This window comes from Geobacter hydrogenophilus (assembly GCF_018501225.1).
Classification (GTDB): domain Bacteria; phylum Desulfobacterota; class Desulfuromonadia; order Geobacterales; family Geobacteraceae; genus Geobacter; species Geobacter hydrogenophilus.
The window spans coordinates 457212-481611 of sequence record NZ_JAHCZI010000001.1; the positions used below are offsets into that span (position 1 = coordinate 457212).

Annotated in this window: 26 protein-coding genes; 2 read left to right on the top strand and 24 right to left on the bottom strand. The window is 59.2% G+C overall.

The genetic code is table 11. The annotated features are described in order from the left end of the window. Positions 1-9: 9 nt before the first annotated feature. The 8 genes from KI811_RS01990 to KI811_RS02025 all read right to left on the bottom strand — a co-directional run bounded on the left by KI811_RS01990 (position 10) and on the right by KI811_RS02025 (position 6219). A complete protein-coding gene (locus KI811_RS01990) occupies positions 10-855 on the bottom strand; it encodes an ankyrin repeat domain-containing protein (RefSeq protein WP_214184811.1) in 846 nt (281 codons plus the stop codon). After that, complete coding sequence (locus KI811_RS01995) at positions 852-2093, bottom strand: class I SAM-dependent methyltransferase (RefSeq protein ID WP_214184812.1); 1242 nt, start codon at positions 2091-2093, stop codon at positions 852-854. The genes KI811_RS01990 and KI811_RS01995 overlap by 4 nt, the downstream gene beginning before the upstream one ends. Positions 2094-2098: 5 nt before the next feature. Continuing rightward, positions 2099-3250: a radical SAM/SPASM domain-containing protein gene (locus KI811_RS18855; RefSeq protein ID WP_214184813.1), complete on the bottom strand. Its 1152-nt coding sequence runs from the start codon at positions 3248-3250 to the stop codon at positions 2099-2101. Positions 3251-3262: 12 nt separating this feature from the next. Next, complete coding sequence (locus KI811_RS02005; RefSeq protein WP_214184814.1) at positions 3263-3742, bottom strand: BPTI/Kunitz domain-containing protein; 480 nt, start codon at positions 3740-3742, stop codon at positions 3263-3265. A gap of 180 nt (positions 3743-3922) precedes the next feature. Beyond that, positions 3923-4219, bottom strand: coding sequence for a hypothetical protein (locus KI811_RS02010; RefSeq protein ID WP_214184815.1), 297 nt, complete (start codon positions 4217-4219; stop codon positions 3923-3925). 374 nt (positions 4220-4593) lie between these two features. Then, positions 4594-5037 carry a PaaI family thioesterase gene (locus KI811_RS02015; protein WP_214184816.1) on the bottom strand — a complete coding sequence of 148 codons (444 nt, stop codon included), beginning with the start codon at positions 5035-5037 and terminating at the stop codon, positions 4594-4596. Between the two features lie 24 nt (positions 5038-5061). Next, positions 5062-5439, bottom strand: coding sequence for a hypothetical protein (locus KI811_RS02020; RefSeq protein WP_214184817.1), 378 nt, complete (start codon positions 5437-5439; stop codon positions 5062-5064). A 12-nt stretch (positions 5440-5451) separates the two neighbouring features. Beyond that, positions 5452-6219 carry a uracil-DNA glycosylase gene (locus tag KI811_RS02025; RefSeq protein WP_214184818.1) on the bottom strand — a complete coding sequence of 256 codons (768 nt, stop codon included), beginning with the start codon at positions 6217-6219 and terminating at the stop codon, positions 5452-5454. Between the two features lie 40 nt (positions 6220-6259). On the opposite strand from KI811_RS02025, the gene KI811_RS02030 reads away from it, so the two are divergent. Further along, complete coding sequence (locus KI811_RS02030; RefSeq protein WP_214184819.1) at positions 6260-7177, top strand: zinc dependent phospholipase C family protein; 918 nt, start codon at positions 6260-6262, stop codon at positions 7175-7177. A 93-nt stretch (positions 7178-7270) separates the two neighbouring features. Here the strand turns inward: KI811_RS02030 and coaBC are convergent, their stop codons facing one another. The 14 genes from coaBC to ndk form a co-directional block, all read right to left on the bottom strand. After that, positions 7271-8482 carry a bifunctional phosphopantothenoylcysteine decarboxylase/phosphopantothenate--cysteine ligase CoaBC gene (gene coaBC, locus KI811_RS02035; RefSeq protein WP_214184820.1) on the bottom strand — a complete coding sequence of 404 codons (1212 nt, stop codon included), beginning with the start codon at positions 8480-8482 and terminating at the stop codon, positions 7271-7273. 10 nt (positions 8483-8492) lie between these two features. Beyond that, a complete protein-coding gene (locus tag KI811_RS02040; RefSeq protein ID WP_214184821.1) occupies positions 8493-9122 on the bottom strand; it encodes an MBL fold metallo-hydrolase in 630 nt (209 codons plus the stop codon). Positions 9123-9142: 20 nt separating this feature from the next. Next, positions 9143-10297, bottom strand: coding sequence for a 3'-5' exoribonuclease YhaM family protein (locus tag KI811_RS02045; protein WP_214184822.1), 1155 nt, complete (start codon positions 10295-10297; stop codon positions 9143-9145). Further along, the gene (locus tag KI811_RS02050; RefSeq protein ID WP_214184823.1) at positions 10294-11895 is read right to left on the bottom strand and encodes an NAD(P)/FAD-dependent oxidoreductase; all 1602 of its coding nucleotides are present in this window, start codon (positions 11893-11895) and stop codon (positions 10294-10296) included. Before KI811_RS02050 ends, KI811_RS02045 begins: the two co-directional genes overlap by 4 nt. Before the next feature lie 84 nt (positions 11896-11979). Then, positions 11980-13167, bottom strand: a complete 1188-nt coding sequence (locus KI811_RS02055) for a hybrid sensor histidine kinase/response regulator (protein ID WP_214184824.1) — start codon at positions 13165-13167, stop codon at positions 11980-11982. Between the two features lie 89 nt (positions 13168-13256). Then, the gene (locus KI811_RS02060; RefSeq protein ID WP_214184825.1) at positions 13257-13706 is read right to left on the bottom strand and encodes a universal stress protein; all 450 of its coding nucleotides are present in this window, start codon (positions 13704-13706) and stop codon (positions 13257-13259) included. 40 nt (positions 13707-13746) lie between these two features. Next, positions 13747-14136 (bottom strand): response regulator, encoded by a 390-nt coding sequence (locus KI811_RS02065; protein ID WP_011366081.1) that lies wholly within the window; start codon positions 14134-14136, stop codon positions 13747-13749. Positions 14137-14211: 75 nt separating this feature from the next. After that, a complete protein-coding gene (locus tag KI811_RS02070) occupies positions 14212-14901 on the bottom strand; it encodes a GAF domain-containing protein (protein ID WP_246551224.1) in 690 nt (229 codons plus the stop codon). A gap of 87 nt (positions 14902-14988) precedes the next feature. Beyond that, on the bottom strand, positions 14989-15831 hold the full coding sequence (locus KI811_RS02075) for a helix-turn-helix domain-containing protein (protein WP_214184827.1): 843 nt from the start codon (positions 15829-15831) through the stop codon (positions 14989-14991). 9 nt (positions 15832-15840) lie between these two features. Then, positions 15841-16584 carry a tetratricopeptide repeat protein gene (locus KI811_RS02080; protein ID WP_214184828.1) on the bottom strand — a complete coding sequence of 248 codons (744 nt, stop codon included), beginning with the start codon at positions 16582-16584 and terminating at the stop codon, positions 15841-15843. Positions 16585-16716: 132 nt separating this feature from the next. Beyond that, entirely contained in the window at positions 16717-17634 is a 918-nt protein-coding gene (locus KI811_RS02085; protein WP_214184829.1) for a carbohydrate kinase family protein, read from the bottom strand. A gap of 30 nt (positions 17635-17664) precedes the next feature. Beyond that, the gene (mtnP, locus tag KI811_RS02090) at positions 17665-18528 is read right to left on the bottom strand and encodes an S-methyl-5'-thioadenosine phosphorylase (RefSeq protein ID WP_214184830.1); all 864 of its coding nucleotides are present in this window, start codon (positions 18526-18528) and stop codon (positions 17665-17667) included. Positions 18529-18555: 27 nt separating this feature from the next. Then, a complete protein-coding gene (rlmN, locus tag KI811_RS02095) occupies positions 18556-19596 on the bottom strand; it encodes a dual-specificity RNA methyltransferase RlmN (RefSeq protein ID WP_214184831.1) in 1041 nt (346 codons plus the stop codon). A 64-nt stretch (positions 19597-19660) separates the two neighbouring features. Continuing rightward, entirely contained in the window at positions 19661-20074 is a 414-nt protein-coding gene (ndk, locus tag KI811_RS02100; protein WP_214184832.1) for a nucleoside-diphosphate kinase, read from the bottom strand. Between the two features lie 734 nt (positions 20075-20808). Here ndk and amrA point away from each other — a divergent pair. Continuing rightward, entirely contained in the window at positions 20809-21351 is a 543-nt protein-coding gene (amrA, locus tag KI811_RS02105) for an AmmeMemoRadiSam system protein A (RefSeq protein ID WP_214184833.1), read from the top strand. Between the two features lie 123 nt (positions 21352-21474). Here the strand turns inward: amrA and KI811_RS02110 are convergent, their stop codons facing one another. After that, positions 21475-22800: a citrate (Si)-synthase gene (locus KI811_RS02110; protein ID WP_214184834.1), complete on the bottom strand. Its 1326-nt coding sequence runs from the start codon at positions 22798-22800 to the stop codon at positions 21475-21477. Between the two features lie 393 nt (positions 22801-23193). After that, the gene (locus KI811_RS02115) at positions 23194-24387 is read right to left on the bottom strand and encodes a M24 family metallopeptidase (RefSeq protein ID WP_214184835.1); all 1194 of its coding nucleotides are present in this window, start codon (positions 24385-24387) and stop codon (positions 23194-23196) included. Positions 24388-24400 lie beyond the last annotated feature (13 nt).

The window sequence follows — 24400 nt, forward strand, 5'->3', positions numbered from 1 at the left end:
CGATGCCTCTCATATCGTGTTTTTCCCCCACCCTTTGAGCAGATTCACAATCGATTCGAAGCCGCGCTCCTCCGCCAGCCCCAGGGGGGTCAGCCCCTTGTCGTTTCTGATGGACGTGTCGGCCCCCCGGGCGAGGAACAGCCTGACGAGTTCATCATCACCAAAGCCGACGGCGTAGTGGAGCGGTGTGTCGCCGTATCGGCCGGCGACATTGATGTCCGCGCCGGCGTCGAGGAGGATGGTCGCGGCCTCCCGCGCCGCCACGGAAACGGCGGCATGGAGCGGTGTGTATCCCTTGTCGTCCGTAACGTTCAGATCGGCCCCCTTTGCCAGCAGCAGGCGCACCATCCCGGTGTTGCCCCTCCGACAGGCCTCCCGCAGGGGGGTATACCGGTAGACGTTGGCGATGGCCACATCGGCACCGGCATCGAGAAGAATCCGGGCAACGTCGTCGTGCCCCTCGTGAACGGCGGCGTACAGGGGGGTATTCCCCTCGCCGTTGACGGCATTCACCCGGGCCCCGGCAGCGAGCAGAATCCGCGCCGCCTCGGCATGGCCGTAATGGGCCACATTGTGGAGGGGCGTGATGCGGTACTCCTTGTCCGCGTAGTTCGCATCGGCCCCCTTGGCAAGGAATTCCCCGATGGCGCCGGCATCGCCGCATCCCCGGTTGAGGTAGAGGAGGAGTGCTTCCGAGGGGGGCGTCCCTTCCGGAATCTCCAGGGGCTTCACGACCGGCTCGTACTTCCTGCCGAGGAACTGCTCCAGAAGATCGCCGCTTTCATCGGCGGCAAAGGCCGGGGTCGCCATGAGCAGCGTTGCGAGCAGAAGGGGGCCATTCATCCGAATAGTCATGCTGATCTTTCCTTTCCCATGGCAGCAACAGGTTCCCGTGGGTGAATGCCGTTCATTTCAGCCATCAGTGCTTCCTGGTGCGCGTGTTTCACCTCGCTGGGGGAGGCGTCAAGGGCCGCCAGGGCCATCTCATAATTGAGCCGCGCACCCTCGGCGCCGCGGCGCAGGCCGAGAATCCGCGCACTGTTCCACCAGGGGAAGGGATTGTCCCGGAAGATGCGTACCGATTCCCCAAAGCTGGCGAGGGCCTCCCCGTACTCCGCCCGATGGAATTCCTTGAGGCCCCGGGCAAACAACTTGTCCGCCAAAGACTTCAGGAGCGGTACGGAGAACACCGGCACCGGCTCCCCATCGGCCCTCGCCAGTCTCACGTTTATTCCCGCAAGTAATCCCGAGATGATTGCGATTCCCTCCCGCAGGGTTCCCCGATAGGCATCTTTCTGTCGGCCGCCCCCCGCCGGGTGGGACTTCAGCATGGCCAGAAGAGCCTCCTGGAACCGGCTCTCCGCCAGACGGGCCGCAATGGCCTGGCATTTTCCGGCATCGGCATCGACCCCGTCCTTCAGGGCGAAAAACTCGCGGACGATCTCCGCGCTGTACACGGCAAGCCCCATGGTCTCGGCGGCGTCCCGCCTGAAGGCATCGGAAAGGCACGTCAGCAGCTCCTCCTGCCCGGCCATGGCAAGCTCATCCTCAAAAGACGGGATTTCCTGCATCACGAGCCGTTTCCTCAGTTCGGCCATGAACTCATGCTGCTCCCGGTTGGCCGGTTTCCGCAGGATCAGCCGCAGGGAGGGCCGGTTATCCTGGTAGAGGAAGGATTCGTGGTGCACGAGGGCGAACCCGGCCTCGGCAACCAGATCCTGCAGCAGCTCCAGGGGGAAGCAGAACCGATGCTGCATGTTCGTGGTCTCGGCGCCGTAAAGCCATGTCAGGGCGTCCTCCCGGGCTGTCCGGTCTCCGGCCAGGAAAATCTCGAAGGAGCGCTCCAGGTGCGGCGTTTCAAGGAGGAGCGTCCCCCCCGGCCGCAGCACCCGGAAGCACTCGGCAAGGAAATACTTCCCCTTGAAAAAACCGAGGTGCTCCACGAGCTGGGAGGCCGTTATTTCATCGACGGAGGCTGAGTCGAGACACAGGTCATGGGCCTCCATGATGGCATCCGCCAGGGAATCGCCACTGGCGTCGACATTGAGGTACCCCTTCAGGTAGGTATAGCCGCAGCCGATGTTTAGTTTCATCGTGATTACCGATGGCCGAGAAACGAATTCCTCAGACTTTTTTCATCCCCCTGGGCGCCGAGGACCGCAAGCCTCCTGCGCGCATTCAACAGAAGCCGGTACCAGGGGTTCCGCAGCTCCTTGTGGAAAATCCGCTGTTCGATCCGGTGAAAGCAGTAGGGGTCGTTGTGGAATTCCCCGGTCTTCATGAGGGACATCTCGTTGCACCCCCCCTTGCAGGTTGCCAGGTGCGGACAGGCGCGGCAGTTCTCCCCGGCGTCGTCGGCGGTAAAGCCCCGCGAATAGGGAAAGGCCCCGGCGCTGTGCCAGAGATCGCGGACCGATGTCTCTCGCACATTGCCGGCAATGGTGCTGTCGTCCATGGAGAGGCACCCCTTGATGTTGCCGTTGCTCTGGATGCCGATGACCGACACCCCGGCCTGGCACCCCGTCCATTGGCCGGTCAACGAGATGTTGTCCAGCATCAGGGAGTGGTAGCCCATGTCGTGGGCGCCGATGACCGGCATCGCGTGGATTGGGTACGTTTTCCTGGTGGAGGCGATGAAGAGCCCCACGGAATAGAACTCTTCCTCGTCCAGGAGCAGTTCCCGGGGGAACCTCCTTCCCTCGGCCCCGGCCACCTGGATCTGCCACGCGATATTTTTTCCCAGCAACTGCTCCCGCATGGCGGTAAGCTCCGTCAGGTTCATCGCGTGGACCGTGGTGATGACACTCACCGGCAGCCCCGCCTCCCCTGCCGCCCGGATGAAATCCCAGGTCTCCCGGAAGGCGCCGCTCCGCCCCCGGATATGGTCGTGGACGGCGGGGGTTGCGGCGTCAAGGCTCACGGCAACGGCCCGGGGGTCCAATTCCCTGAGCCGCGCGAAGGTCTCGGGGTCATGGATCGTCCCGTTGGTTATGACGGAGAGTTCCATGCCGAGCTTCCTGATGAGGCCGGCGATCTGCCAGAAATCCTTCCTCAGGAGCGGCTCTCCCCCCATGAGGGCAACGCCGAGACAGCCGGCCCGTTTGAGGTTATGGCACAGGGCCACGGCCTCTGCTGTCGTCAGCTCGTCGGTTCTCCTGCTCCCCGCGCTCGACCCGCAGTGGATGCAGTTCAGGTTGCAGGCTAGGGTAAACTCCCAGACCGCGCATTCGAGGGTATAGGCGCCGCTCACCACATGCCCCGTTCAGCGGGAGAGGTGCCGGAAATCCCGGACGCTAACGGTGTAGTACTTGGTGCCGCAGGGATAGCCGGGGAACGGGCCGCCGCAGTCCTCATCGGGAATCACCGGCTCCGCCTGCTGCTCTAGGCACTTCTGTGCGCACTCCTCCTTGGTTTCGAAGGGAACCACCCCTTCGCAGCCCCCGTAGACGAACTCCTTGCACTCATTGGTCTTCGGGTCGAAATAGTATTTCCAGAACAGGGCCTTGCAGGGACCGCCGTCCGGCTTGAGGCGGCACTTCTCCGGCAGCGGCTCCTTGGCCTGGGGCTTTAAATCGAACGGTGGGGTGAGGGGCTCCTTGTCAGCACCCCCTGCCTGGGCCGAACCGGTGAATATGGACAGGGCCACGGCAATAAGTCCCGAAACACCGATCCTGACAAAGTTCCTGACCTCGCCATCTCCCAGTCCCGCCTTTTTCCCGATCCGGGCAATTTTTTTGTTCATGGCCGCACCTCCCCCATGTTGTCCATAATTCCCCCGCACTCCCTGCCGGATTCGACACCGGCAGGCCCCACGTTCCTCTCCCTCATTATGGGACAGACACTCCACAACGTCCTGTATCTCTTATCGGTTTGCCTGATAGTTTCTTGACCAAATTCACCGCTTACCATCCAACATCTGTCTCTAATCCTTGAAGAGCAGTGAGGCTTTCACCACCTGTTCCCCGTCGTGCTCGATTTCACAGACATACCGCCCCAAGACGCCGCTGGCCGTGACCAGGGCCTTGGTGCGGGAAGATTGGTCTGAAAAGCGGAAACCACTTTGCAGCGCCTTTTCTTTGGCGATAGCCAGCGAAGTGCCGGCCACCGTCTCATGGCAGTAGCGAACCAGGTTCTTTTTGGTTCGGTATCCGTTTGCCACACTGACCAGAAACATTAGAACAATAATGGCCAGTACCAGCTTAAATATTTTCTTTACCATACCCCCTCCTTTGCGATGATTTCGGGAATTCCATATACATCGAACGCCTCAACCGGAACGACAAGGACACAGCCTTCAAACATGTAAACAGGAAGCTATTGGATCTTTGACATGAATTGTCACTTTCGTTGAGACATAGGCGAGAAATGTATTGCTGCACGCCGTTCCGCTGAAAGGAGCCTACTGAAGGATTGCGGAAAGGTTTTCTGAGATTGAGCAAAGAAGAAGGGAATGGGGGAAACAGGAGAAGAAAATGGGGCAAGCAGGCGGGTAACCATGGGTACCACCTCGTCTTTGATCAGATTTCAAAGACTTTGCAAAAAAGGTACCCTATAAAGCCATCCCACCGGTGACTATCAGGAGGGCAACAGCAATCACTTCCGTTTTATTCTAAAAATCGCGGTAAACGTGGCGGCCTTTACCCCTTTTTCGTCAAAGACCTCCGCCACCCCCTTGATGGTCCGCTCGTCTTCCCTGAGCGCTTCGGCTTTCGCCGTGACCATCCCCCCATGGATGGGAGCATGGAATTTCAGGTTGAGTTCCATGGTCACGAAGTGGCTCCCTTCGGGGAGCATACTCTTGATGGCCATGGCCACGGCCGTATCGGCCAGGGCGGTGACGGCGCCGCCGTGCATGAGCCCCTTTCCCTGGGCATGCTTCACCTGGAACGGCATGGTGAGGCGCGCCTTCCCCCCCTCGGCCTCCTCGATGGTCATCCCCAAGTATTCCTCGAAGGGGGCGCAGGCGATCCACTCGGGAAGCTCGAAGGGGAGCGCCACATCCTCTCCCATGGGCTCGTCGTAGAGATGCTCGTACATGCTCTTTCCTCTCTCCGTTAGGCCTTACTTGAGCAGTTCGGCCTTCACGGTCTCGTCGATGAAGCTCTCCTCGATGGCCTCCCGGATCCAGGCTTCCTTGCTCTTTGCCAGCACCTGGGCAGCCCCCTCTGCCACGGCCGGGACCGGGCTCCAGAGGGCATTGCGGATCTCGCGCAGTTCGTGGAGGTCTCCCCGGCGCCCCTCGGCCATCTCGCGGCAGCGGCCGCAGAGAAGGGCCAGGGTTTCCTCTGACGGCTCTTCATCGGGGCGGTAGTCCCAGGGGCGCAGGTCGCCCTTTCCCTCGCACCACTCGCAGGCAAACCCTGCCCGTTTGGCCAGGGCTTTCCCCAGCGCGCCTATCTGCTCCTGCCGTTCCCTGTTTGCCTGGTACCCTTTTGCCATCGTTCCTGCACCCTATCCCTTCTTGGCCGGCATTTCCTTCCCCAGGAGCGTCATGACCTGCTTCATGTCATCCCACACCTCTCGCTTGCGTTCCGGATAGCGCACGAGGAACGCCGGATGGAATGTGGGCATGAGGGGGATGCCATGGTAGTCGTGGAAGCGCCCCCGGAGAGCGGAGATCGGCTCCTTGGTGGCCAGGAGGGTCTGGGCCGCGAAGGTGCCCAGGGCCACGACGGCCTCGGGGCCGATGGCCCGCACCTGCCGGAGCATGAAGGGAGCGCACTGGACGATTTCGTCGTGGTGGGGGTTGCGGTTCCCCGGCGGACGGCACTTGAGGACATTGCAGATGTAGACTTCGTCCCGGGAGAACCCCATGGCCTGGATGATCTTCGTGAGAAGCTGCCCCGCCTCCCCCACGAAGGGCTCTCCCTTGAGATCCTCGTCCCGCCCCGGCGCCTCGCCGATGAAAACGAGCCGGGCCCGGGGATTCCCCACGCCGAAGACGAGGTTTGTGCGCTGGGCTCCCAACTGGCAGCGAACGCACTCCCCCAGGTCGCGGCGGATGTCGTCCAGGGTCTCGCCAACGGTCGCCGCTTGCGGTTCGGCAACGGGCATCAGCGGAGCGGATGAATCCACGGAGCTGGTTGCCTCCGTCTGCTGAACCGGCTTCTCTTCCTGCAGCACCGCTGCCCGGGGAAGCTCGTCCACACCGGTCTCCTTTAACTCCTCCAGGTAGCGCCTGAGCGAAGCGATCGTATCCCGTCCCCCCTCAGTTCCCATGGCGGCAAAATCCTTTACATTTTTCCGATGGTTTCATACCATGATTCCCATGTTCATCCTGCTGGCTCTTCTGCTCATCATACTTTTGGTACCTGTCAACGCCTTCGCCTGGGGCGCCGGCGTCCACCTCCAGATCGGCACCGCCGTCATCAACAACCTCCAGGCAGTGAGCCCGGCGGTGGCGACCGTGGTGGGCGAATTTCCCCACGATTTCCTCTACGGCTGCATCGCCGCGGACATAACCCTCGGCAAGAAGTTCACCCACTACCTCCAGCACTGCCACCGCTGGCGGATCGGGATGAAGGTGCTGGAGTACGCCTGGAACCCGCCCCAGAAGGCCTGCGCCTACGGCTATCTGTCGCATCTGGCCGCCGACACCGTGGCCCACAACTACTACGTCCCCGCCAAAACCATGGAGAGCTTCTCCACCCTCACCCTGAAGCACGCCTACTGGGAGATGCGTCTGGAGACCTATGTGGACCAGGAGATCTGGGAGACGGGGAAGAAGGTGGCCACGGAGAACTACAAGGCCAATGACGCCCTGCTGCGGAACGTCCTCTCGGACACCATCTTCTCCTTCGGCACCAACAAGCGGATCTTCAACTCAATCCTCCTGGTGAGCCGCCTGGAGAAGTGGCAGCAGGTGCTCAAGACCCTCTCCGACACCTCACGGTACACCCTGGAAGAGGACGACCGGAGCGAGTACCTGGACTTGGCCGAGGAGGCGGTATTCGACTTCATGAATCGGCTGGAGGAGTCCCGCTACTTCCAGGCCGACCCCACGGGGGAGCGGGCACTGGCCACCGCCGAGGCGGTCAGGAAAAACCTCCGGCTCCTCTACAACGCCGGCAAGATCACCAAGGAGGATGCCGTTGCCCAGGTGGACACCATGCGGCAGCGGCTTCGGGAGGCCATCTGGGAGCCGGAAAAGCTCCTCCAGATCCTGTCTAAAGGATAATCAGAATACAGAAGAAAGGCACCATCCGAAGAAATAGACGGCTTTCGCGTTCTTCTGACTCCTGGCTCCTGACCACTGACTCCTGAATCTCCCCTACTCTTCTCCTCTCATTCCCTGCTTCCGCAGCCCGGCCGCCCGGTCGAGGATGATCGTCGCCATCTCATCCTTCCCCATGAGGGGGAGTTCCTCGACACGGCCATCCCGGTGGAGGAGCTTGGCGATGTTGGTATCCACGTTGAAGCCGGCCCCTGCCTGGCCGATGTCGTTGGCCACCACCAGGTCCAGGTTCTTGCCGGTCAGCTTCTTCCGGGCATTCTCCACCAAATCGTTGGTTTCGGCGGCAAATCCCACCAGAACCCGATCCCCTTTCATCCGCCCCACTTCCGCCAGGATGTCGGGGTTTTTCTCCAGTTCCAGCACCAGGGCATCGGCTGACTTCTTGATCTTCCCTGTGGCCCGACTCTTGGGGCGGTAGTCAGCCACGGCCGCCGCCTTGACGATGACGGTGCTCGCCGCGACCCGCTCCATGACCGCGTCGCGCATCTCGGCGGCGGAGCAGACATGGACCGTCTCGATCCCCCAGGGGTCGTCGAGGCAGGTGGGGCCGGCCACGAGGACCACCTCGGCCCCGCGGCGACGGGCAGCCCGGGCAATGGAGTATCCCATCTTTCCCGACGAGTGGTTGCTGATGAAGCGGACCGGGTCGATCTCCTCAAGGGTCGGCCCTGCGGTCACGAGAACCCGCTCACCTGCCAGGTCCTGCCGCGTAAGGGCGCGGACCGCCTCCTCCATGATGATGGCCGGGTCCTGGAGCTTCCCCTCCCCCTCCCAGCCACAGGCGAGCATCCCCTTCACCGGAGCCACGAAGCGGTAGCCGTGGCGACGGAGCTTCTCCTCGTTTTCACGGTAGATGGGATTGGTGCACATATTCACGTTCATGGCCGGGGCGATGAGGACCGGCGCCCTGGTGGCCATGACGGTGGTGGTGAGCATGTCGTCGGCGATGCCACCCGCGATCTTGCCGATGACGTTGGCCGTGGCCGGGGCGATGATGAAGAGATCGGCCCGGTCGGCCAGGGCGATATGGCCGATCTCCCGCTCGGCGATGAGATTGAATATCTCCGTGTGGACCGGGTTCGCGGTGAGGGTCTGGAAGGTGAGGGGCCCCACGAATTCCATGGCCGAGCGGGTCATGATGACGTGGACGTCGGCCCCCGCCTTGGTCAGGAGTCGCACGAGCTCCACCGCCTTGTAGACGGCGATGCCGCCGGTGACGCCGAGGACGATCTGCTTGCCGTTGAGCATGGATGGTCTCCTACCCGTTCAGGTACGGATTGTACAGCTTCTCCCGCCCGATGGAGCTCGTCTCGCCGTGCCCCGGGAAGACCTGGGTCTCGTCGGGCAGGGAGAGAAGCTTCGTGCGGATGGAGGTTATAAGGGCCTCGTGAGAGGAGCCGGGGAAATCGGTTCGCCCCACCGACTCGGCAAAGAGGGTGTCTCCGGTGATGACCTTACCCTCTCCTTCCAGGTAGAGGCAGCATCCCCCCGGCGTGTGACCCGGTGTATGGAAGACCTTCATGGCGCATTTGCCGAAGGTGACCGTCATCCCATCCTCCAGAAGTTCGTCCGGCGGGGGGGAGTTCTCGGTGGAAAGGCCGTAGTTGGCCGCCACGTCGGCGGCCCGGGAGAGGAAGTGGACGTCCTCCCGGTGGATCATGAGCCGGGCGCCGGTGGCCTCCAGGACCGTCTTGTTCCCCCCGATGTGGTCGAAGTGACCGTGGGTGTTGATGACCGTGCGGATGGTGAGGCCAAGAGCCCGGACCCGGTCGAGGATGCGCTCGGCATCGGCGCCGGGGTCCACCACCACCCCTTCCCTGGTTTCCTCGCAGCCGAGGATAAAGCAGTTGACCCCCAGGGGGCCGACAACAACAATTTCGAAGATCATAAGGTATCTCCCGAGACAGGTTACTGGTTAAACAGATCGAGATTCTTCCCCTGGAGCTGCTCGAAGGGGTTGTTGTGGAACCCTTTTTTCTTCTGCTCCTCCCGCCGGGGGTGCGGTACCGGTGCTGCCGGCGACTCAGGCGCCGCTGCCGGTTGCTGGACCGGCGGCTCGGGGGCGGCTCCTTCGGCTTCCGCCTCGGCCGCCTCGTCGTACTCTTCCCCGTAGCTGTAATTCTCCTTGTAGAAGTAGCGGTCGTAGAGGCGGTGGTAGGAGCTCCAGCGACTCTGGCTCTCGGCTTCCTTCCGGATGTGGGTCCGGATGCCGTTGATCTTGGAGTCCAGGTCGTCCAGGTAGTTGAGGATCGTGGCCTCCACGGTCTTGGGCCGCTTGGGTGAGCCGTACTCGTACTGGCCGTGATGGGAGAGGAGCATGTGCTTGAGGAGCATCGCCAGCTCCGTGGGGAAACCGGGGATGGCGGCGATCCGCTCCTGCACCATCTCAACGCCGATGGTGATGTGCCCCAGGAGCTTCCCCTCGTCGGTGTAGTCGAAGGAGCGCTGGTAGGTCATCTCCCGCACCTTCCCCACGTCGTGGAGGAGCGCCCCGGCCACGAGGAGGTCGCGGTTGAGCCCGCCGTAGAGGGGAATGATGACATCAACGAGGCGCGCCACCGCCAGGGAATGCTCCAGGAGCCCCCCCAGGTAGACGTGGTGCATCCCCTTGGCCGCCGGCGCGATCCGGTAGAGGGCCATGAGCTCGGCATCGCCGAAAAAGGCATCCATGAGGGCCTTGAGGTGCGGATCAGTGAAGCTCGCCAGCAACACGGCCAGTTCCTGCTCCATCTCGGCCACGGGACGGTCCGATTCGGGAAGAAAGTCGGCCAGCTGCACCCGGTCGTCTGGCACCCGCATCAGCTCGGAGATGATGAGCTGCATCTTCCCCAGGTAGACGCTGGCCTTGCAGCGGATGGCGATGAAGTCGTCCCGGTCAAAGATGGCGGAGAGCTCGTCCACGTTGTCCCAGACGCGCCCCTCGATCTCGCCGGTCTTGTCCATGAGCTTTAGCGTCATGTACGGCTTGCCGTTCTTGGCCATGGCCATGATCTTGTCTTTTACGAGAAAGACCGACTCCAACTGGTCCCGGTCCCTGATGCTGCTCACGTACACTTTGTTCAAATCGCGCTCCTTGTCTCGGCGGTTATCTTCCCTGCGATGATGTCGGCCACCCGGATGCCGTCCAGGGCGGCGCTCATGATTCCCCCGGCGTAGCCGGCCCCCTCGCCCGTGGGATAGAGCCCTTGCAGGCTCACCGACTGGCAGTCCTCTCCCCGCACGATCCGCACCGGCGCCGAAGTCCGCGTCTCCACCCCGGTGAGGGTCGCCTCGGCGGTGACGAAGCCCCGCATCTTCCGGTCGAAGACCCGCAGCCCCTCCCGCAGGGTACCGGTCACGGCAGCGGGGAGGACCCGGGAGAGGTCGGTTTCCGTTACCCCGGGGCGGTAGGAGGAAGATACCCCCTTTCTCCCCTTCATGCCAAGGAAGGAGAGGAGATTCTGGGCCGGAGCCCGGTATCCTCCTCCGCCTGCTTCAAAGGCCCGCCGCTCCCAGTGCCGCTGGAACTCCACCCCTGCCAGGGGAGAGGAGGAGCCGAAGTCATCGGGCCCCACGGTGACCACCAAGGCGCTGTTGGCAAAGGGGGTGTTGCGCAGGTGAGCGCTCATGCCGTTGGTGACGACGCCCCCCTCTTCGGAGCTTCCCGCCACCACCACGCCGCCGGGGCACATGCAGAATGAGTAGGCCGAGCGGCCGGTGCGCCGGTCGTTATGGGCCAGGGCATAGTCCGCCGGAGGCAGGGCCGGGTGATGCCCCTTGCCGTACTGGATGCCGTTGATGAGTTCCTGGGGATGCTCCACCCGCACCCCCATGGCAAAGGGCTTTGCCTGGAGGTGAACTCCCCGGCGGGCAAGCATGTCGTAGGTATCGCGGGCACTGTGGCCGGGAGCGAGGATGAGGACATCGGCTGCGACCTCATCGGAACCATTCACGGTCACCGCGCCGACCCTTCCCTCCCGCGGAACGATGTCGGTCACTCGGCTCCGGAAGCGGATGTCACAGCCGGCGGCCAGAAGCCCCTGCCGGATGCCCGCCACCACTCGCCGCAGTTGGTCGGTCCCCACGTGGGGCTTGGCCAGGTGCAGGATCTCCGGCGGCGCGCCAAAGTCTACGAGCTTTTGGAGGACGTAACCGATCCGGGGGTCGTTCACCCGGGTGGTAAGCTTGCCGTCGGAGAAGGTACCGGCCCCCCCCTCGCCGAACTGGACGTTGCTCTCCGTGTCCAACTCGCCCAGGCTCCAGAAGGCCTGCACGTCCCGGGTCCGCTCCTCCACCGGCCGTCCCCGCTCCAGGATGGTGGGGGCAAGGCCATACTCGGCGAGCCGAAGGGCCGCAAAAAGCCCCGCCGGCCCCATGCCGACGATGACGATCCGCCCTCCCCCGGCAAGCCGCGGGAAGACCGGCTGCGGCTCATCCTTCACGGCCTTCACGTCCGGATCATGGCCATGCCGCGCGAGGAACCCCGCCTCGTCGAGCAGCCGGCACAGGACGGTACAGACGATGATTACGCGGGGCTTGCGTCGGGCGTCGATGCTCTTGCGGACCAGATGCACCGACTGGATATCCCGCTCCGGCACCCCGAAGCGCTCGGCAACCCGCGTACCCAGAACGTCGTCCCCCTCTCCGGGGGCGAGGACAATGTTTCGTATCAGAATCGGCATCGTAGTAATTCGTCAAAAACCCTGAAAAACAGGGCGCCATCATACAAAATCGGGGTGGAAAAGAAAAGGGGAAAGGGGGAAGGGTCAGGAAGGGAGAAGGGGGAGCCTGATGGCAAAGGTGGTGCCGGTTTCGTCGCTCTTCTCCACAGTGATCTTCCCCTGATAGGTCTTGACGATGCGGAGCACCACCGCAAGGCCGAGGCCGCTACCACTGGTCTTGGTGGTGAAGAAGGGATCGAAGATCTTCTTCACGTTTTCCGGCGGCATTCCCTTGCCGGTGTCGGAGATCCGAATGGCGACCTCCCGGTCGTCATGGTCGAGCAGGACGGCAAGGGTCCCCCCCTCCTGCATCTCGTGGATGGCGTTCAGGAAAAGGTTGGTGAAGATCTGCTCAATCTCGGCGGGGTCTGCCTGAAAGGGGGGAGGGACACGACGGAAGGCCCTCACCACCTCGATGCCGTAGAGGGTTGTCTGGGGCCTGAACACCTCCAGGGTGGCATCGATGACCCGGTCGAGCCGCACCTCGCTCAGTTGGAAGCGGGGGCGCTTGGACGCATCGAGGAGCTTGCGCATGATGTCGTCGATCCGGTCCACCTCCTTGAGGATCTTGTCGATATAGTCAAGCTTCTCCGGTTCTTCGCAGCCGCTTTTCAGGAGTTGGGCAAAGAGATTGATGGAGTTGAGGGGATTTCTGATCTCATGGGCCATGCCGGCAGAGAGATACCCCAGCGAAGCGAGCTTCTCCGACTGGACAATTTCCGCCTGGGCTTTCTGGAGAGCCTCCGTCTTCTCCCGCACCCGTTCCTCCAACTCCCGGTTCCACTCTGCAATCTCGGCCAGAAGCTTGTCCCGCTCCTCCATCAGCTCGCGGTTCCTGAGTTCCACCGCCCTGATCCGCAGAACGCTCTCGATCCGCTCCACCAGATCCTGGTTATTGAAGGGCTTGAGGATGTAATCGGAGGCGCCGGCCTTCATGAGTTCAACGGCGATCTCCTCGTTTCCCTTGCCGGTGAACATGATGACGTAGGTATCGGGGAATCGCTGGCGGATCTGCTTGAGGGCCGTAAAACCGTCCATGACCGGCATCATGTAGTCGAGGAGCACCAGGCTTGGGCGATGCTCCTCCAACTCTTCCAGGCCGACCACGGCGTCCGGAGCGGTGTAGACCGTGTAGCCGCGGTTACTGAGGACGATGGAGGTGAGGTCAAGGATTACCTTCTCATCGTCGATGATGAGGATGGTACCCTTAGAGGCGTTAGTTACCGTAGTCATGGAGTGGCAAATCTCTTCCTGTCAGAATAAAAACAAAGGGCAGCCAAAGCTGCCCTTCGTCCGCCCTGCATGAAACAGAGCTCACATCTCTACTCTTCGGGGGGGCGGACCGTCATCACCGGACACTTGGCGTTTCTTACCACCCGTTCTGCCGTGCTCCCGAAAAGGAAGTGGTCAATCCCCCGGCGGCCGTGGGTTCCCATCACGATAAGGGAGGCATTCTCCTCATCCGCCTTCTTGAGAATCTCGTCATAGGGGATGCCCGACACGATGCTGCTGGTGAAGTTGACGTAGTCCTTGAGCTTGGTCCTGCAGAACTTTTCCATCATCTTCTCGGCCGCCGCAACGATCTCTTCTTCAAGCTTCTCAAAGGAGACATGGGGGACGTAAAAACCACGCAGATCCACTGGTTCGTTGATGACGTGCACGACGACAAGCCGCGCGTTGAATTGCCGGGCGAGGGTCAGGGCATGGTCAAAAGCATACTCCGAGTTTTCGGAAAAATCGGTCGGAAAGACAATGGTGGAAAAGGTTTTCATTGCTTTACCCCCTGGAGGAATCTGGCTTGAGTGGACAAAATCAGTGGCGGTGTTCCTTCTCCTTGAAAATCTTCTTCAGGATCGACTTCAGCTCGTCGATCTTGATGGGCTTGTTGATATACTCGAAGGCCCCCAGGTTCATGGCCTCAATATACGACTCAACGCCGCCATAAGCGGTAATCATGATGACGTTGCTCGCGGGGAAATTCTTGTTGAGCTCTTTAAGGAAAGTGATGCCGTTCATCTCCGGCATGTTGATATCGGTGACAATAACGTTCACCTGCCGCTGGTTCAGATAGTTAAGGGCTTCATAGCCGTTCGATACGCTTTCGACTTCGAATCCCTCCCGTTCGAGAAGTTTCGACAGACCTATCCGGGCATTTTCTTCGTCGTCAACAACCAGTATCCGTTTTTTTGCCTGCTCTGCCAATGATAAACTCCGCTTCTGGCGCGTGGTACGATGAATCTGAGTCTAGCATGGTGTCCCCCCCTGTCAAGCAGGCGGTTACAGCGCTTTTTTGCCCGTGGCCACCTGCTGTCGAAGCTTAATGGCTGTAAGGATCAGGTTGGCAATAATGGAGACGAAGTAGATCTCATCCTCCTGGAACGACTTGATGGAGGTGGTATTGAGATTGATGACTCCATACACCTCCTTCTTGTCGCTGATGGGGAAGGAGAGCATGGAGTTGTATTTCTCCTCCTGAAGTTCGGAGAAATGCTTGTAACGGGAATCGCGAGAGGCATGGGTAAGGGATATGTGGCTCCCCTCCTTGGCAACGGTACCGGTGATCCCCTCGCCGATCCTGAGCCGGATCTTGCCGATGAAGGCAGGGTCAAAGCCATGGGTAGCGGCCAGCACGAGATCGTCCCCCTCCCGGAGGTAGATGCTGCAGACACTCACCTTAAGCTGCCCGGCCACCTTTTTCGTCACGTGTTGGAGAACTTCCGGCAGGTTGAAGTCGGAGGAGACAAGCATGCTGATCTCTTCCAGGGAGATGATCTCCAGATGTTCCCGGTTGGCCCGCTGCATGGTCAGAACCATCTTCCCCTTTTCACTCTCGACAATGGGGGTCAAACTCGCCTTCTGATAGAAGGGATTCACTGTTTTGGCCTTGTCGGGAACGGTCCGGAAATCGGAAAAGCCGCAGACACAGGACAGCTTCACCCTGTAGGGATCGATCCGTTCACTCTTCATTACTCTTCCGCACTTTCTGCAGCGTACCATATGCATGAAAAACCCTCTCCTTGAAGTAATCTCCAGTGTGCCGTAGTCTTGCCGAGACTACTGCTCCTCAGTATATTCTGCCGGAAGTGTCACATGGGCGGTTTTGCCAGCCTCTCCGAACGAGGGAAGCACCTTGCCGTTGAATTCGGCCTCCACTCCGCCGGCATTGCCGAGATCGAGTGAAAAAAACCGCTCTCCTTTCCATTCGATCAGATCGCCGGCCTTCAGGTCGTACTGCTGGGAGACGGCACCGTCGATGGTTATATCCAGCCAGCAATCCTGGTTCACCTTGAGCTTGAGAACCATCCCACCCGGCATGGTTGAAGGAACGGCCGCTTCCGGGGAAGTTGCCTCAGCGGATTCCGCCGGTGCCTCCTGCTTTGACAGCGGAGCCGCCGCAACCGAGGATAAGGGTGACTGAACGGGTGGCGGGGGAAGAAGCACCCTGGCGGGAACCGGCTCGGGCACAGGCCGCACCGGCGCGGGCTCTCTCTGAGGAATAATCGTAGCGGTGACGAGCACCAAGGCAAGGAGAACCAGGGGAATCATCCAGCGGTTGCGGATAGGGGGAATCGCTAGGCGTACAACAGGCGGCGCCCCTCCTCCCTCATCCTTCACCTGCTCCGTGGCAGGTGCAGGAGCCAGCTTCTCCTCGTACCTGGCGATCAAGTCATCCGGAGAGAGTCCCAGGTGCTTTCCGTACACCCGCAAAAACCCCTTTACGTAGGCGGAACTCGGGAGCTTGTCAAAGGATTCCTCTTCGAGGGCGGCAAGATAATTCTTGCCGATGCGGGTGACGCGGGCGGCGTCCTCCCGCGACTCCCCACGGGACTCGCGGGTCTCTCGCAGCAGGATGCCGATGGATGTTCCCCCTTTCCCGGGGGTGAGCGCGTCAGACAAGTGAACCTCTCAGCGCATTGATTCCAGATATTCCCGGGAAAGACGCCCCTTCTCCGAATCGGGCGCTATCCGGATCGCCTCGCGGAACGCATCGGCTGCAGACACATAGTCTTTCCCCTTCAGATGGGCAAGGGCAAGATAGTAGTATCCGTTCTGATAATTCTTGTTAAGCTCAACGGCCTTGGTGAATTCCTGAATCGCCAGATCGTTGCGGTCCATGGCAAAGTATACCCTGCCGAGGCCAACCCGGGCGACAATGTTCTGGGGAGAGGTTGCAACCGCCTGACGCAGAATGTCGAGGGCCTTCGGATAATCGCCCTTGCCCAGATAGGCGAGACCGAGGTTGATCCGGGCATCCTCGTGGTTGATGAAGAACAAATCGGCCAGAACCAGCGTGAACTGGGCCACGGCATCATCCCACCGCTGCATCTCCAGGTAGTTCACCCCTAGGTTGTTCCTGGCCTCGGAATAATCGGGCTTCAGCTCGATGGCCCGGCGATACTTGAGCTCGGCGAGATCGTACCGCTTCTTGTAGAAATAGGCGAGGCCGAGGCTGTTCAGGAGGGGGGGATCGTTGGGGGTTAGTTTCTCCGCTTCAGTGAGTTCGATGAGGGCACGGGTAGCATCGTTTTCCCCTAGATAGGAAAGACCCATTTGAAAGTGATAGGACGCCTGCTTCCGGGAGGCGTCGGTAACGGCACAGGCTGTGAGGGAAAAGAGCGCCATGGCGATCAGCACAAGAAGACGTTTCACGTTATCACCTCAAGCCGGGAAATTGAAAACAGAGCTGTGTGCGAAGAGCGAAAACCGGCTCAGAAAGCCTGTTCACGCCCCGTGAACCGTAACAGATTTGCCTTGTGTTGTCAACGCACGGCGCCGCGCTCCCTACCCTCCGGCAAGCCCTTCGAAGTGGGTCAGGGCCTTGAAACTGCGGTAACGGTCCTCGATCTCCCGATACTCGAGCCGCTTCAAGCGGTTGAGGCTGAAATCCTCCACATTGAACGACGCCATGACGCTCCCGAAGATGATGGCTTGACGGATCCCCGCCTCGGAGGTGTCGCCCGTATTGGCCAGATACCCCATGAAACCGCCGGCAAAGGTGTCGCCGGCCCCGGTCGGGTCAAAAACATCCTCAAGGGGAAAGGCCGGCGCGGCAAAGACCGAATGATCAGTGAACATGAGGACGCCGTACTCGCCCCGCTTGATGACCAGGGTTTTCACCCCCATGGCGAGAATTTTCCGTGCCGCCTTGGTGAGGTTGGCCTCCTGTGTAAGCTGCCGGGCCTCCCCTTCATTGATAATGAAGATATCCACCTTGGCGATGACCGCCTTGAGGGCCTCGGGCTTGGAGGAAATCCAGAAGTTCATGGTGTCGCAGGCGATGACCCGCGGCTTCTCCACCTGGCTGAGAACCTCCATCTGGAGCTCCGGATCGATGTTAGCCAGGAAGAGGAATTCGGCATCACGGTACGCGGCAGGAATCTGCGGTTTGAAACTCTCAAACACGTTCAGATGGGTTTCCAGGGTCTGGGCCTCATTCAGGTCGTAGCCGTACTTCCCCTTCCAGTGGAAGGTCTTTCCCCCTTCCCGGGCAAGACCGCGCAGATCGATATTGCGGGACTTGAGGAACTCCACGTGCTCCTGGGGGAAGTCATCTCCCACTACTGCCACGAGGCTCACATCGGTGAAAAAGCTCGCCGACGTCGAGAAATAGGTGGCCGAGCCGCCGAGAACGTTCTCCACCCTGCCGAAGGGGGTCTCCACCGAATCAAATGCCACGGAACCGACAACGAGTATGCCCATGGGAATCTCCTTGCTCTCTAGAGTCTCTTATTACAGGTACTTGCCAATGATCAGATTAAGGCGCTCTTTTGCTTCGGTGGAAATGGCGCCGCGATCGGTGATGATGGCATAGGTAAGGGCCGAGGCACAGGGGCACGTCCGCTCGGCGGAGATCCGCTTCACGGCGTGGCTGATGATGGACTTTGACATGGCGACGTTCTGGCGGATGATTGCCAGGATCGCATCCACCGAGACATCGTCGTGGGACTCGTGCCAGCAGTCGTAATCGGTGGAGAGGGCGATGACCCCGTAGCAGATCTCGGCCTCCCGGGCCAGTTTCGCCTCGGGGATGTTTGTCATGCCGATGACCGAGACGCCGAAGGAGCGGTAAAGGTTCGACTCGGCCCGAGTCGAGAATGCCGGCCCCTCCATGCAGATGTAGGTCCCGCCCCGGTGAACGGTTGCTCCGGCGGCCAAGGCCGCCTCGAACAGCCAGCCAGAGAGATCAGCGCAGACCGGGTCGGCGAACTGCACATGGGCCACCACGCCGTTACCGAAAAACGTGTTGGCCCGGGTTGCGTTGGTGCGGTCGATGAACTGGTCGGGGATAACGATGTGCCCCGGCGCGATCTCCTCCTTCATGCTCCCGACGGCGGAAACGGAGATGATCCGCGTTACACCAAGCTTCTTCATCCCGTAGATGTTAGCCCGGTAGTTCACCTCCGATGGCAGGAGGCGGTGTCCCTTACCGTGGCGGGGAAGGAACACCATCCGCACCCCGTCAAGAACACCAGTGATAAACTCGTCCGACGGGGCCCCGAAGGGGGTTTCTACAGCCACGCTCCGGACATCGCTCAGCCCTTCCATCTCGTAGAGGCCGCTTCCTCCAATGACGCCGATAACCTGCTCACTCATGCCAGATTCCTCCCAGGCCGCAGAAAATTAGATACCCGAAACGTTCTTGTCCAGCTTACCCTTGAGCTGACCGCACGCCGCGGAAATATCGGAGCCGCGGCTCGATCGGGTGATGACCGTAAAATGCTTGCTCAAGAGATAGCTGTGAAACACATCGATAGCTCCCTGATCGGGACACTTGAAGGAGCAACCGTCGTGCTCGTTGAAGGGAATGAGATTTATCTTGGAGGGGATGTCACTCAAGAGCTTCACCAGCCGCTTGGCATCCTCCAGAGAATCGTTGAGCCCCTTGATCATCACGTACTCGATGGTGATCTTCCGGCGCCCCGGCAGGGGATAGCTTCGGCAGGCGTCCAGCAGTACCCTGAGAGGATATCGCCGGTTCACGGGCATGATCCGGTCCCGCACCTCGTCAGTGGTAGCATTCAGGGAGACAGCCAGATTGACCGTTACCTCGCGCCCAAGGCGCTCCATCTCCGGAACAAGCCCCGATGTGGAAACCGTGACCCGACGGGTCGAAAACTGGAGGCCGTCATCGTGAAGAATGATCTTGAGTGCCTTCACGACATTATCGAGGTTGGCCAGCGGCTCTCCCATCCCCATGAAGACGATGTTGCGAACCGGCACGTCCCTTCGCACTGCGCATATCTGGTTAACAATCTCGGCTGCGGTCAGGTTCCGGGTGAACCGGAACGTGCCGGTGAGACAGAATTCGCAGGCCATGGCACAACCGACCTGGCTCGAAATGCAGAGGGTAGTGCGGTCTTCTTCGGGGATGAGGACTGACTCGACGGTGTTACCGTCCTCGAGGCGAAACAGATACTTCCGCGTACCATCCCGGGATACTTCCATCGCCTCGGGCTCAAGATCGCTGATGACCGTTGTTTCCTCCAGATCCCGCCGAAGGTCCTTGGCCAGATCGGTCATCTCGGCAAAACTCCGGGCGTCCTTCTGATAGAGCCACTTAAAAATCTGCCGCGCCCGATAGCGCTCCTTCCCCTTACCGGCAAGAAATGCAATGAGATCGTCAAGGGTCAGGTTTTTAATATCAATTTTTCCGTTCATCATAGTTTATTGAATATAAAAAAGCCCTTCAAGGGAAGGGCTTTTTTCCTCGCAATCTTGGTATGACCTAGAGGAGTTCAAGCTGGCTGAAAAAGTAAGGAATCTCGAAAGCAGCCGACTCGGGTGAATCGGAACCGTGAACCGTGTTCTCCTCGATGCTGAGACCGAACTCCTTGCGAATCGTGCCGGCATCGGCGTTGGCCGGATTGGTGGCGCCCATAACTTCGCGCCACTTGGCAATGGCGCTCTCACGCTCCAGTGCAAGCACAACTACGGGACTGCGCGACATGAAGGAGCAGAGATCGCCAAAGAAGGGACGCTCACTGTGAACATAATAGAAGCCCTCGGCCTCTTTTTTTGAGAGCTGAATCTTCTTCATGCCCACAATCCTGAAGCCAGCGGCCTCAACTTTCTCGAGGACCTTACCAACAATATTCCTCTCAACCGCATCAGGCTTGATAATAGCGAATGTTCTTTCCATCGTGGCCTCCAGTATATATCGAGATAAAATGACCTCACCAGATACCACGTAACTGGCCCTGTGTCAATCCGGTTAGAAGGCTTACAATAGAAAAAGGCCTACAGAACGTGTTCTGTAGGCCTTTTTCTATACTCACTGGAGTAAGCTGATTACTTCTTCTCAGCCGGGGCAGCCGGAGCAGCTTCAGGGGCCGGAGCCTTAGCAGAAGTCATCGGAGCTTGAGCCGGAGCAGCCGGAGCCGGAGCAGCTTGCTCTGCAGGAGCCGGAGCCGGAGCTTCTTCTTTTTTCTTGCAGCCAGCAGCAAAAGCTACAGCCATAGCAAGGCACAGAGTCAGAGAGAGCAGTTTTTTCATTGACGTTTCACCTCTTTTCCTTTTTTTGATTGCCATATTCGCGCACAGCGCATGGTTTATAAACACAACGAAGGGAGAATATACTGGCTTTGAAAATTATGTCAAGATTTTTTTAATCGCCACATTATTTCGTGTTAGCGCAATCATTTCAGGACATTAGAGCACAAAAACAACACTGGCTGCCATGAATTATAAATAAATACACACCATTTTCACATTCATCCTCTCTTCCCCCGACCAGCCACCACTATTCCAATCCTCTCCAACAGGGCCCAATCCGCTTAGCTATGCGCCCTCTCAAATAACAGGAATTAGCTCTTGTCACCAACGGAAAAAGTTAGTAGCGTACGAAATGAATAGACCTTCAAGAAGGGGGAGAATGTGTCACAGAATCTAACTCTCACAGAGAAGAAGAAGCTTCTCTCTCTTGCAAGAGAAGCAATCATTGATTACATACGCGAAGGGAACTTACCGCATCGCCTCGAAACGGAACCCTCCCTTCAAGGTCAGCAGGGCTGTTTCGTCACCATCAAGATGAACGGCGCCCTCCGTGGATGTATTGGCAGCTTTGTTTCAGACAAGCCACTCTACAGGCTCGTTCAAGATATGGCCATATCCGCCGCCACCCGCGATCCTCGGTTTTACCCTATGAAACCAGCAGATCTCGAAGGATTTTCCATTGAAATCTCCGTCCTCAGCCCCCTTGAAAGAATATCGTCCCCAGAAGGTATCAAAGTGGGAACCCATGGCATCTACATAGAGAAGAACTCCTGCCGCGGCGTACTCCTTCCCCAGGTGGCAGTCGAATACAACTGGGACAAGGATACTTTTCTGTCGCAGACATGCCTCAAAGCGGGCCTGAAACCCGATGACTGGAAGGAAGGTGCCGACCTCTATGTATTCAGTGCCCAGATAATTTCCTGAGCAATTACACCTTCAAGAAGACCGCACGTATGAAAAAGGGGAGATGTCTAGGCATCTCCCCTTTTTCTGCACTTCAGGCCACATGCGGGAGCCCTTGGGAGACTCCCGCATGTATAGGAAGTATTAGAACTTCCGGCCACCTTCTTCAGCCCACTTCTCAAGCATCGGGGTGGTAACGGACTTGGGACGCTCGATGGCGTAGCCGAGGCCACGGTCCCAAGTGATGTTCGCCATGCAACCGAGAGCGCGGCCTACACCGAAGAGGACGGTGTAGAAGTCCCACTCGCGGAGGCCATAGTACCACTGGATGACGCCGGACTGGGCATCGACGTTCGGCCAGGGGTTCTTGGCTTTGCCGTGCTCCATGAGGACGCCCGGGGCGGTCTCAAAGATCATGGCAACAAGCTTGAAGAGCGGATCGTCTTTGAGACCCGGGGTCTTGAGGCAGAACTCACGCTGCGACATGTAGCGCGGGTCGGTCTTGCGGAGAACGGCGTGGCCGTAGCCCGGTACGACTTGGCCGGCGTTGAGGGTATCCCAGAGGGCCTTGGTGACCAGTTCCTTGGTCGGTTCCACATCCTTGCAGTACTTCTCCTGGAACTTGATGGTCCAGTCGAGAACTTCCTGGTTGGCAAGGCCGTGCAGCGGACCGGCAAGGCCGTTAAGACCGGCAGAGTATGCATAGTAGGGGTCGGACAGGGCAGAGTGTACCAGGTGCGTAGTGTGGGCAGAAACGTTGCCGGACTCGTGGTCGGAGTGGAGGATGAAGTACATCCGGGCAACGTCCTCGTACTCCTTGCACTGACCGATCATGCGGGCGAAGTTGGCGCCGCAGTCGGCAGTCGGGTCAATAGCAGTCTGCTTGCCACCCCTGTACTTGAGGTTGTAAATGAACGCGGCGATGATGGGGATACGGGCAACGAGATCGCAGGCATCCTCGTACACAGATTCCCAAGCGGTCATCTTGTTGAACTTGCCCGAGTTATAGAAACCAGCAAACTTGGAGTCTTTCTGCAGGGCAAGGATACCGACCGACAGCATAACCATCGGGTGGCTATCCTTCGGCAGGGCGCTAATGGCGTCGAACACATACTGGGGAACAACCTGACGGGTCTTCCACTCGGCAACCACCTCGTCAACCTGGGCCTGTGTCGGGACGTCGCCGGTAAGGAGGAAGTACCAGAAGGACTCAACGGTCGGATAATCAGATCCGGCGGCCTTGGGGAGCGCCTCAAAGGTCTCGGGAATGGTCTTGCCGCGGAACCGGATACCTTCCTGCGGATCGAGGTAGGAGATATCGGTTACCAGGCAGCGGATGTCACGGGCACCGCCAATGGCCTGATCGATTGTTACCTGGTCGATAACCACTTTCCCAAACTCTTTCACAAGCCTGGTGGTACGGGGACGCATCTCCTCAATTTTTTGCTTCAGGGTGTCCTTGAGTGCCATGTTACGTACTCTCCTTTCACGTTATAGTGTTTTAATAAACAAAAACAAACCATAAGCCTCGACTACCTTTTCTTCCCCCTCCTTTCCACTGGTAGTATACCGGGACCGCTAAACCGTTGACCCTACACCATTAACACCTATAAATCACGCATTGCTTCGACGGGTTGCAGGATTACTAGTAGGGCAGAAATATTTTTTTAGTATACTGTATACAATTTTCTATAAAAATTTATACCACTCAATTTGATTAAACTCAACATAATTTTTACGGAAAAAAGGGACGCGGACGGAAAGCGTAAACAGCAACCGTCGTCTGAAGGCGAAGAGGACTCCGTGGACTGCGGACACACAGCCACGGAGCAGGTAAAGAGAGCGGCGAAAGGCGGGAAAAATTCAGAGGAGAAGCAGTTCCTGGTCAGAGAACGTGAGTTGCTTCAACCCTTCATAATGGGAGATATAAAAAGTATTCTCAATGCCGATGGCCCCTTCTCCGGGGAAGATGACCTTCGGCTCGAACGCGAAAACCATTCCCGGCTCGAGAACCATGTCCGTAAATCCCTTGGCGATAAAGGGGTATTCGTCGACCTCTATGCCAATGCCATGACCAATAAAGGAAACCCGCGCCCCCTTTGCCCCCATGAAGTTGTCGGCATAGCCGAGCTCAGCGGCCAGGGCGACACAGACGTCGTAAACGTGACTCCATGGGATGCCGGGCACGGCCACTTCGGACATCCGTTCCTGAACTCGAAGCATGTCATCATAGGCCTTTTTCATGCGATCGGAGAGAGCGCCGAGAGCAATGACACGGGTCTGGTCCACAAGGTAACCGTCAACGCAACCGGCGAAGTCGACAATGATCGGCTCCCCCCTCTCTATCCGTTTCAGCCCAGCCCCCTGTCCAAAGGAAGGATTGAGCCCGAGCCCCCCGAGGGGGGTGTCCATATAGGCGGGAACTGCGGTATCGGTTCCCGAGAAGACCTGGGCAAAAAAGAGTTCGGAATTGAAACCCCGCATGCGGACATACCCCTGGTGCGCTTCCTTGCGGGCGGCGAACTCAAGCTCCGCTGCCAGTTCCAAGTCGGTCATCCCCTCGCGGACAACCTCCCGGGCACGGCGGTAGACCTTGTCGACCTGATTGGCCGCATCCTGGAGCAGGTGAATCTCGTATTTGCTTTTTATCATCCGGACGCGCCGGATAAGGGTTGATGCATCGACAAAATCGGCAGCGGGGAAGACCGCGCGGTAGCGGGCGAAGAAGTTGACCGGCACGACATCGAATTCCATGCCGATACGGGTGGGCGTGGCATAACCGTACGTTGCCAGGATCTCGGGGATTTCTCTCATGGTGGCAAAGGGAACAATCTCTTTCAACCCGGATTCCATCCGAGCCCGGGAGAACTCCTTGCGGACCATGTAGATGGGGTCGCCCGCCACAGGCACATAGAGAGCGCCGTTCTGAATGGTGCCGGTGAAATAGAAGAGGTCGGCATTCTGGACAACTATGACGGCATCGAGCCCTGCTTCCGCCATGTAAGCCTGGAGCTTTTTGATGCGATATTCGAGTTCATCCCTCGGGGTAAGGCGCATGGTTCGGTTCTCC

Bases quoted from the DNA above. Each gene is read 5' to 3' on its own strand.
- KI811_RS01990 (WP_214184811.1), bottom strand. From the start codon at position 855: ATGACTATTCGGATGAATGGCCCCCTTCTGCTCGCAACGCTGCTCATG.
- KI811_RS01995 (WP_214184812.1), bottom strand. From the start codon at position 2,093: ATGAAACTAAACATCGGCTGCGGCTATACCTACCTGAAGGGGTACCTC.
- KI811_RS02005 (WP_214184814.1), bottom strand. From the start codon at position 3,742: ATGAACAAAAAAATTGCCCGGATCGGGAAAAAGGCGGGACTGGGAGAT.
- KI811_RS02010 (WP_214184815.1), bottom strand. From the start codon at position 4,219: ATGGTAAAGAAAATATTTAAGCTGGTACTGGCCATTATTGTTCTAATG.
- KI811_RS02015 (WP_214184816.1), bottom strand. From the start codon at position 5,037: ATGTACGAGCATCTCTACGACGAGCCCATGGGAGAGGATGTGGCGCTC.
- KI811_RS02020 (WP_214184817.1), bottom strand. From the start codon at position 5,439: ATGGCAAAAGGGTACCAGGCAAACAGGGAACGGCAGGAGCAGATAGGC.
- KI811_RS02025 (WP_214184818.1), bottom strand. From the start codon at position 6,219: ATGGGAACTGAGGGGGGACGGGATACGATCGCTTCGCTCAGGCGCTAC.
- KI811_RS02030 (WP_214184819.1), top strand. From the start codon at position 6,260: ATGATTCCCATGTTCATCCTGCTGGCTCTTCTGCTCATCATACTTTTG.
- coaBC (WP_214184820.1), bottom strand. From the start codon at position 8,482: ATGCTCAACGGCAAGCAGATCGTCCTCGGCGTCACCGGCGGCATCGCC.
- KI811_RS02040 (WP_214184821.1), bottom strand. From the start codon at position 9,122: ATGATCTTCGAAATTGTTGTTGTCGGCCCCCTGGGGGTCAACTGCTTT.
- KI811_RS02050 (WP_214184823.1), bottom strand. From the start codon at position 11,895: ATGCCGATTCTGATACGAAACATTGTCCTCGCCCCCGGAGAGGGGGAC.
- KI811_RS02055 (WP_214184824.1), bottom strand. From the start codon at position 13,167: ATGACTACGGTAACTAACGCCTCTAAGGGTACCATCCTCATCATCGAC.
- KI811_RS02060 (WP_214184825.1), bottom strand. From the start codon at position 13,706: ATGAAAACCTTTTCCACCATTGTCTTTCCGACCGATTTTTCCGAAAAC.
- KI811_RS02070 (WP_246551224.1), bottom strand. From the start codon at position 14,901: ATGAAGAGTGAACGGATCGATCCCTACAGGGTGAAGCTGTCCTGTGTC.
- KI811_RS02085 (WP_214184829.1), bottom strand. From the start codon at position 17,634: ATGGGCATACTCGTTGTCGGTTCCGTGGCATTTGATTCGGTGGAGACC.
- mtnP (WP_214184830.1), bottom strand. From the start codon at position 18,528: ATGAGTGAGCAGGTTATCGGCGTCATTGGAGGAAGCGGCCTCTACGAG.
- rlmN (WP_214184831.1), bottom strand. From the start codon at position 19,596: ATGATGAACGGAAAAATTGATATTAAAAACCTGACCCTTGACGATCTC.
- ndk (WP_214184832.1), bottom strand. From the start codon at position 20,074: ATGGAAAGAACATTCGCTATTATCAAGCCTGATGCGGTTGAGAGGAAT.
- KI811_RS02110 (WP_214184834.1), bottom strand. From the start codon at position 22,800: ATGGCACTCAAGGACACCCTGAAGCAAAAAATTGAGGAGATGCGTCCC.
- KI811_RS02115 (WP_214184835.1), bottom strand. From the start codon at position 24,387: ATGCGCCTTACCCCGAGGGATGAACTCGAATATCGCATCAAAAAGCTC.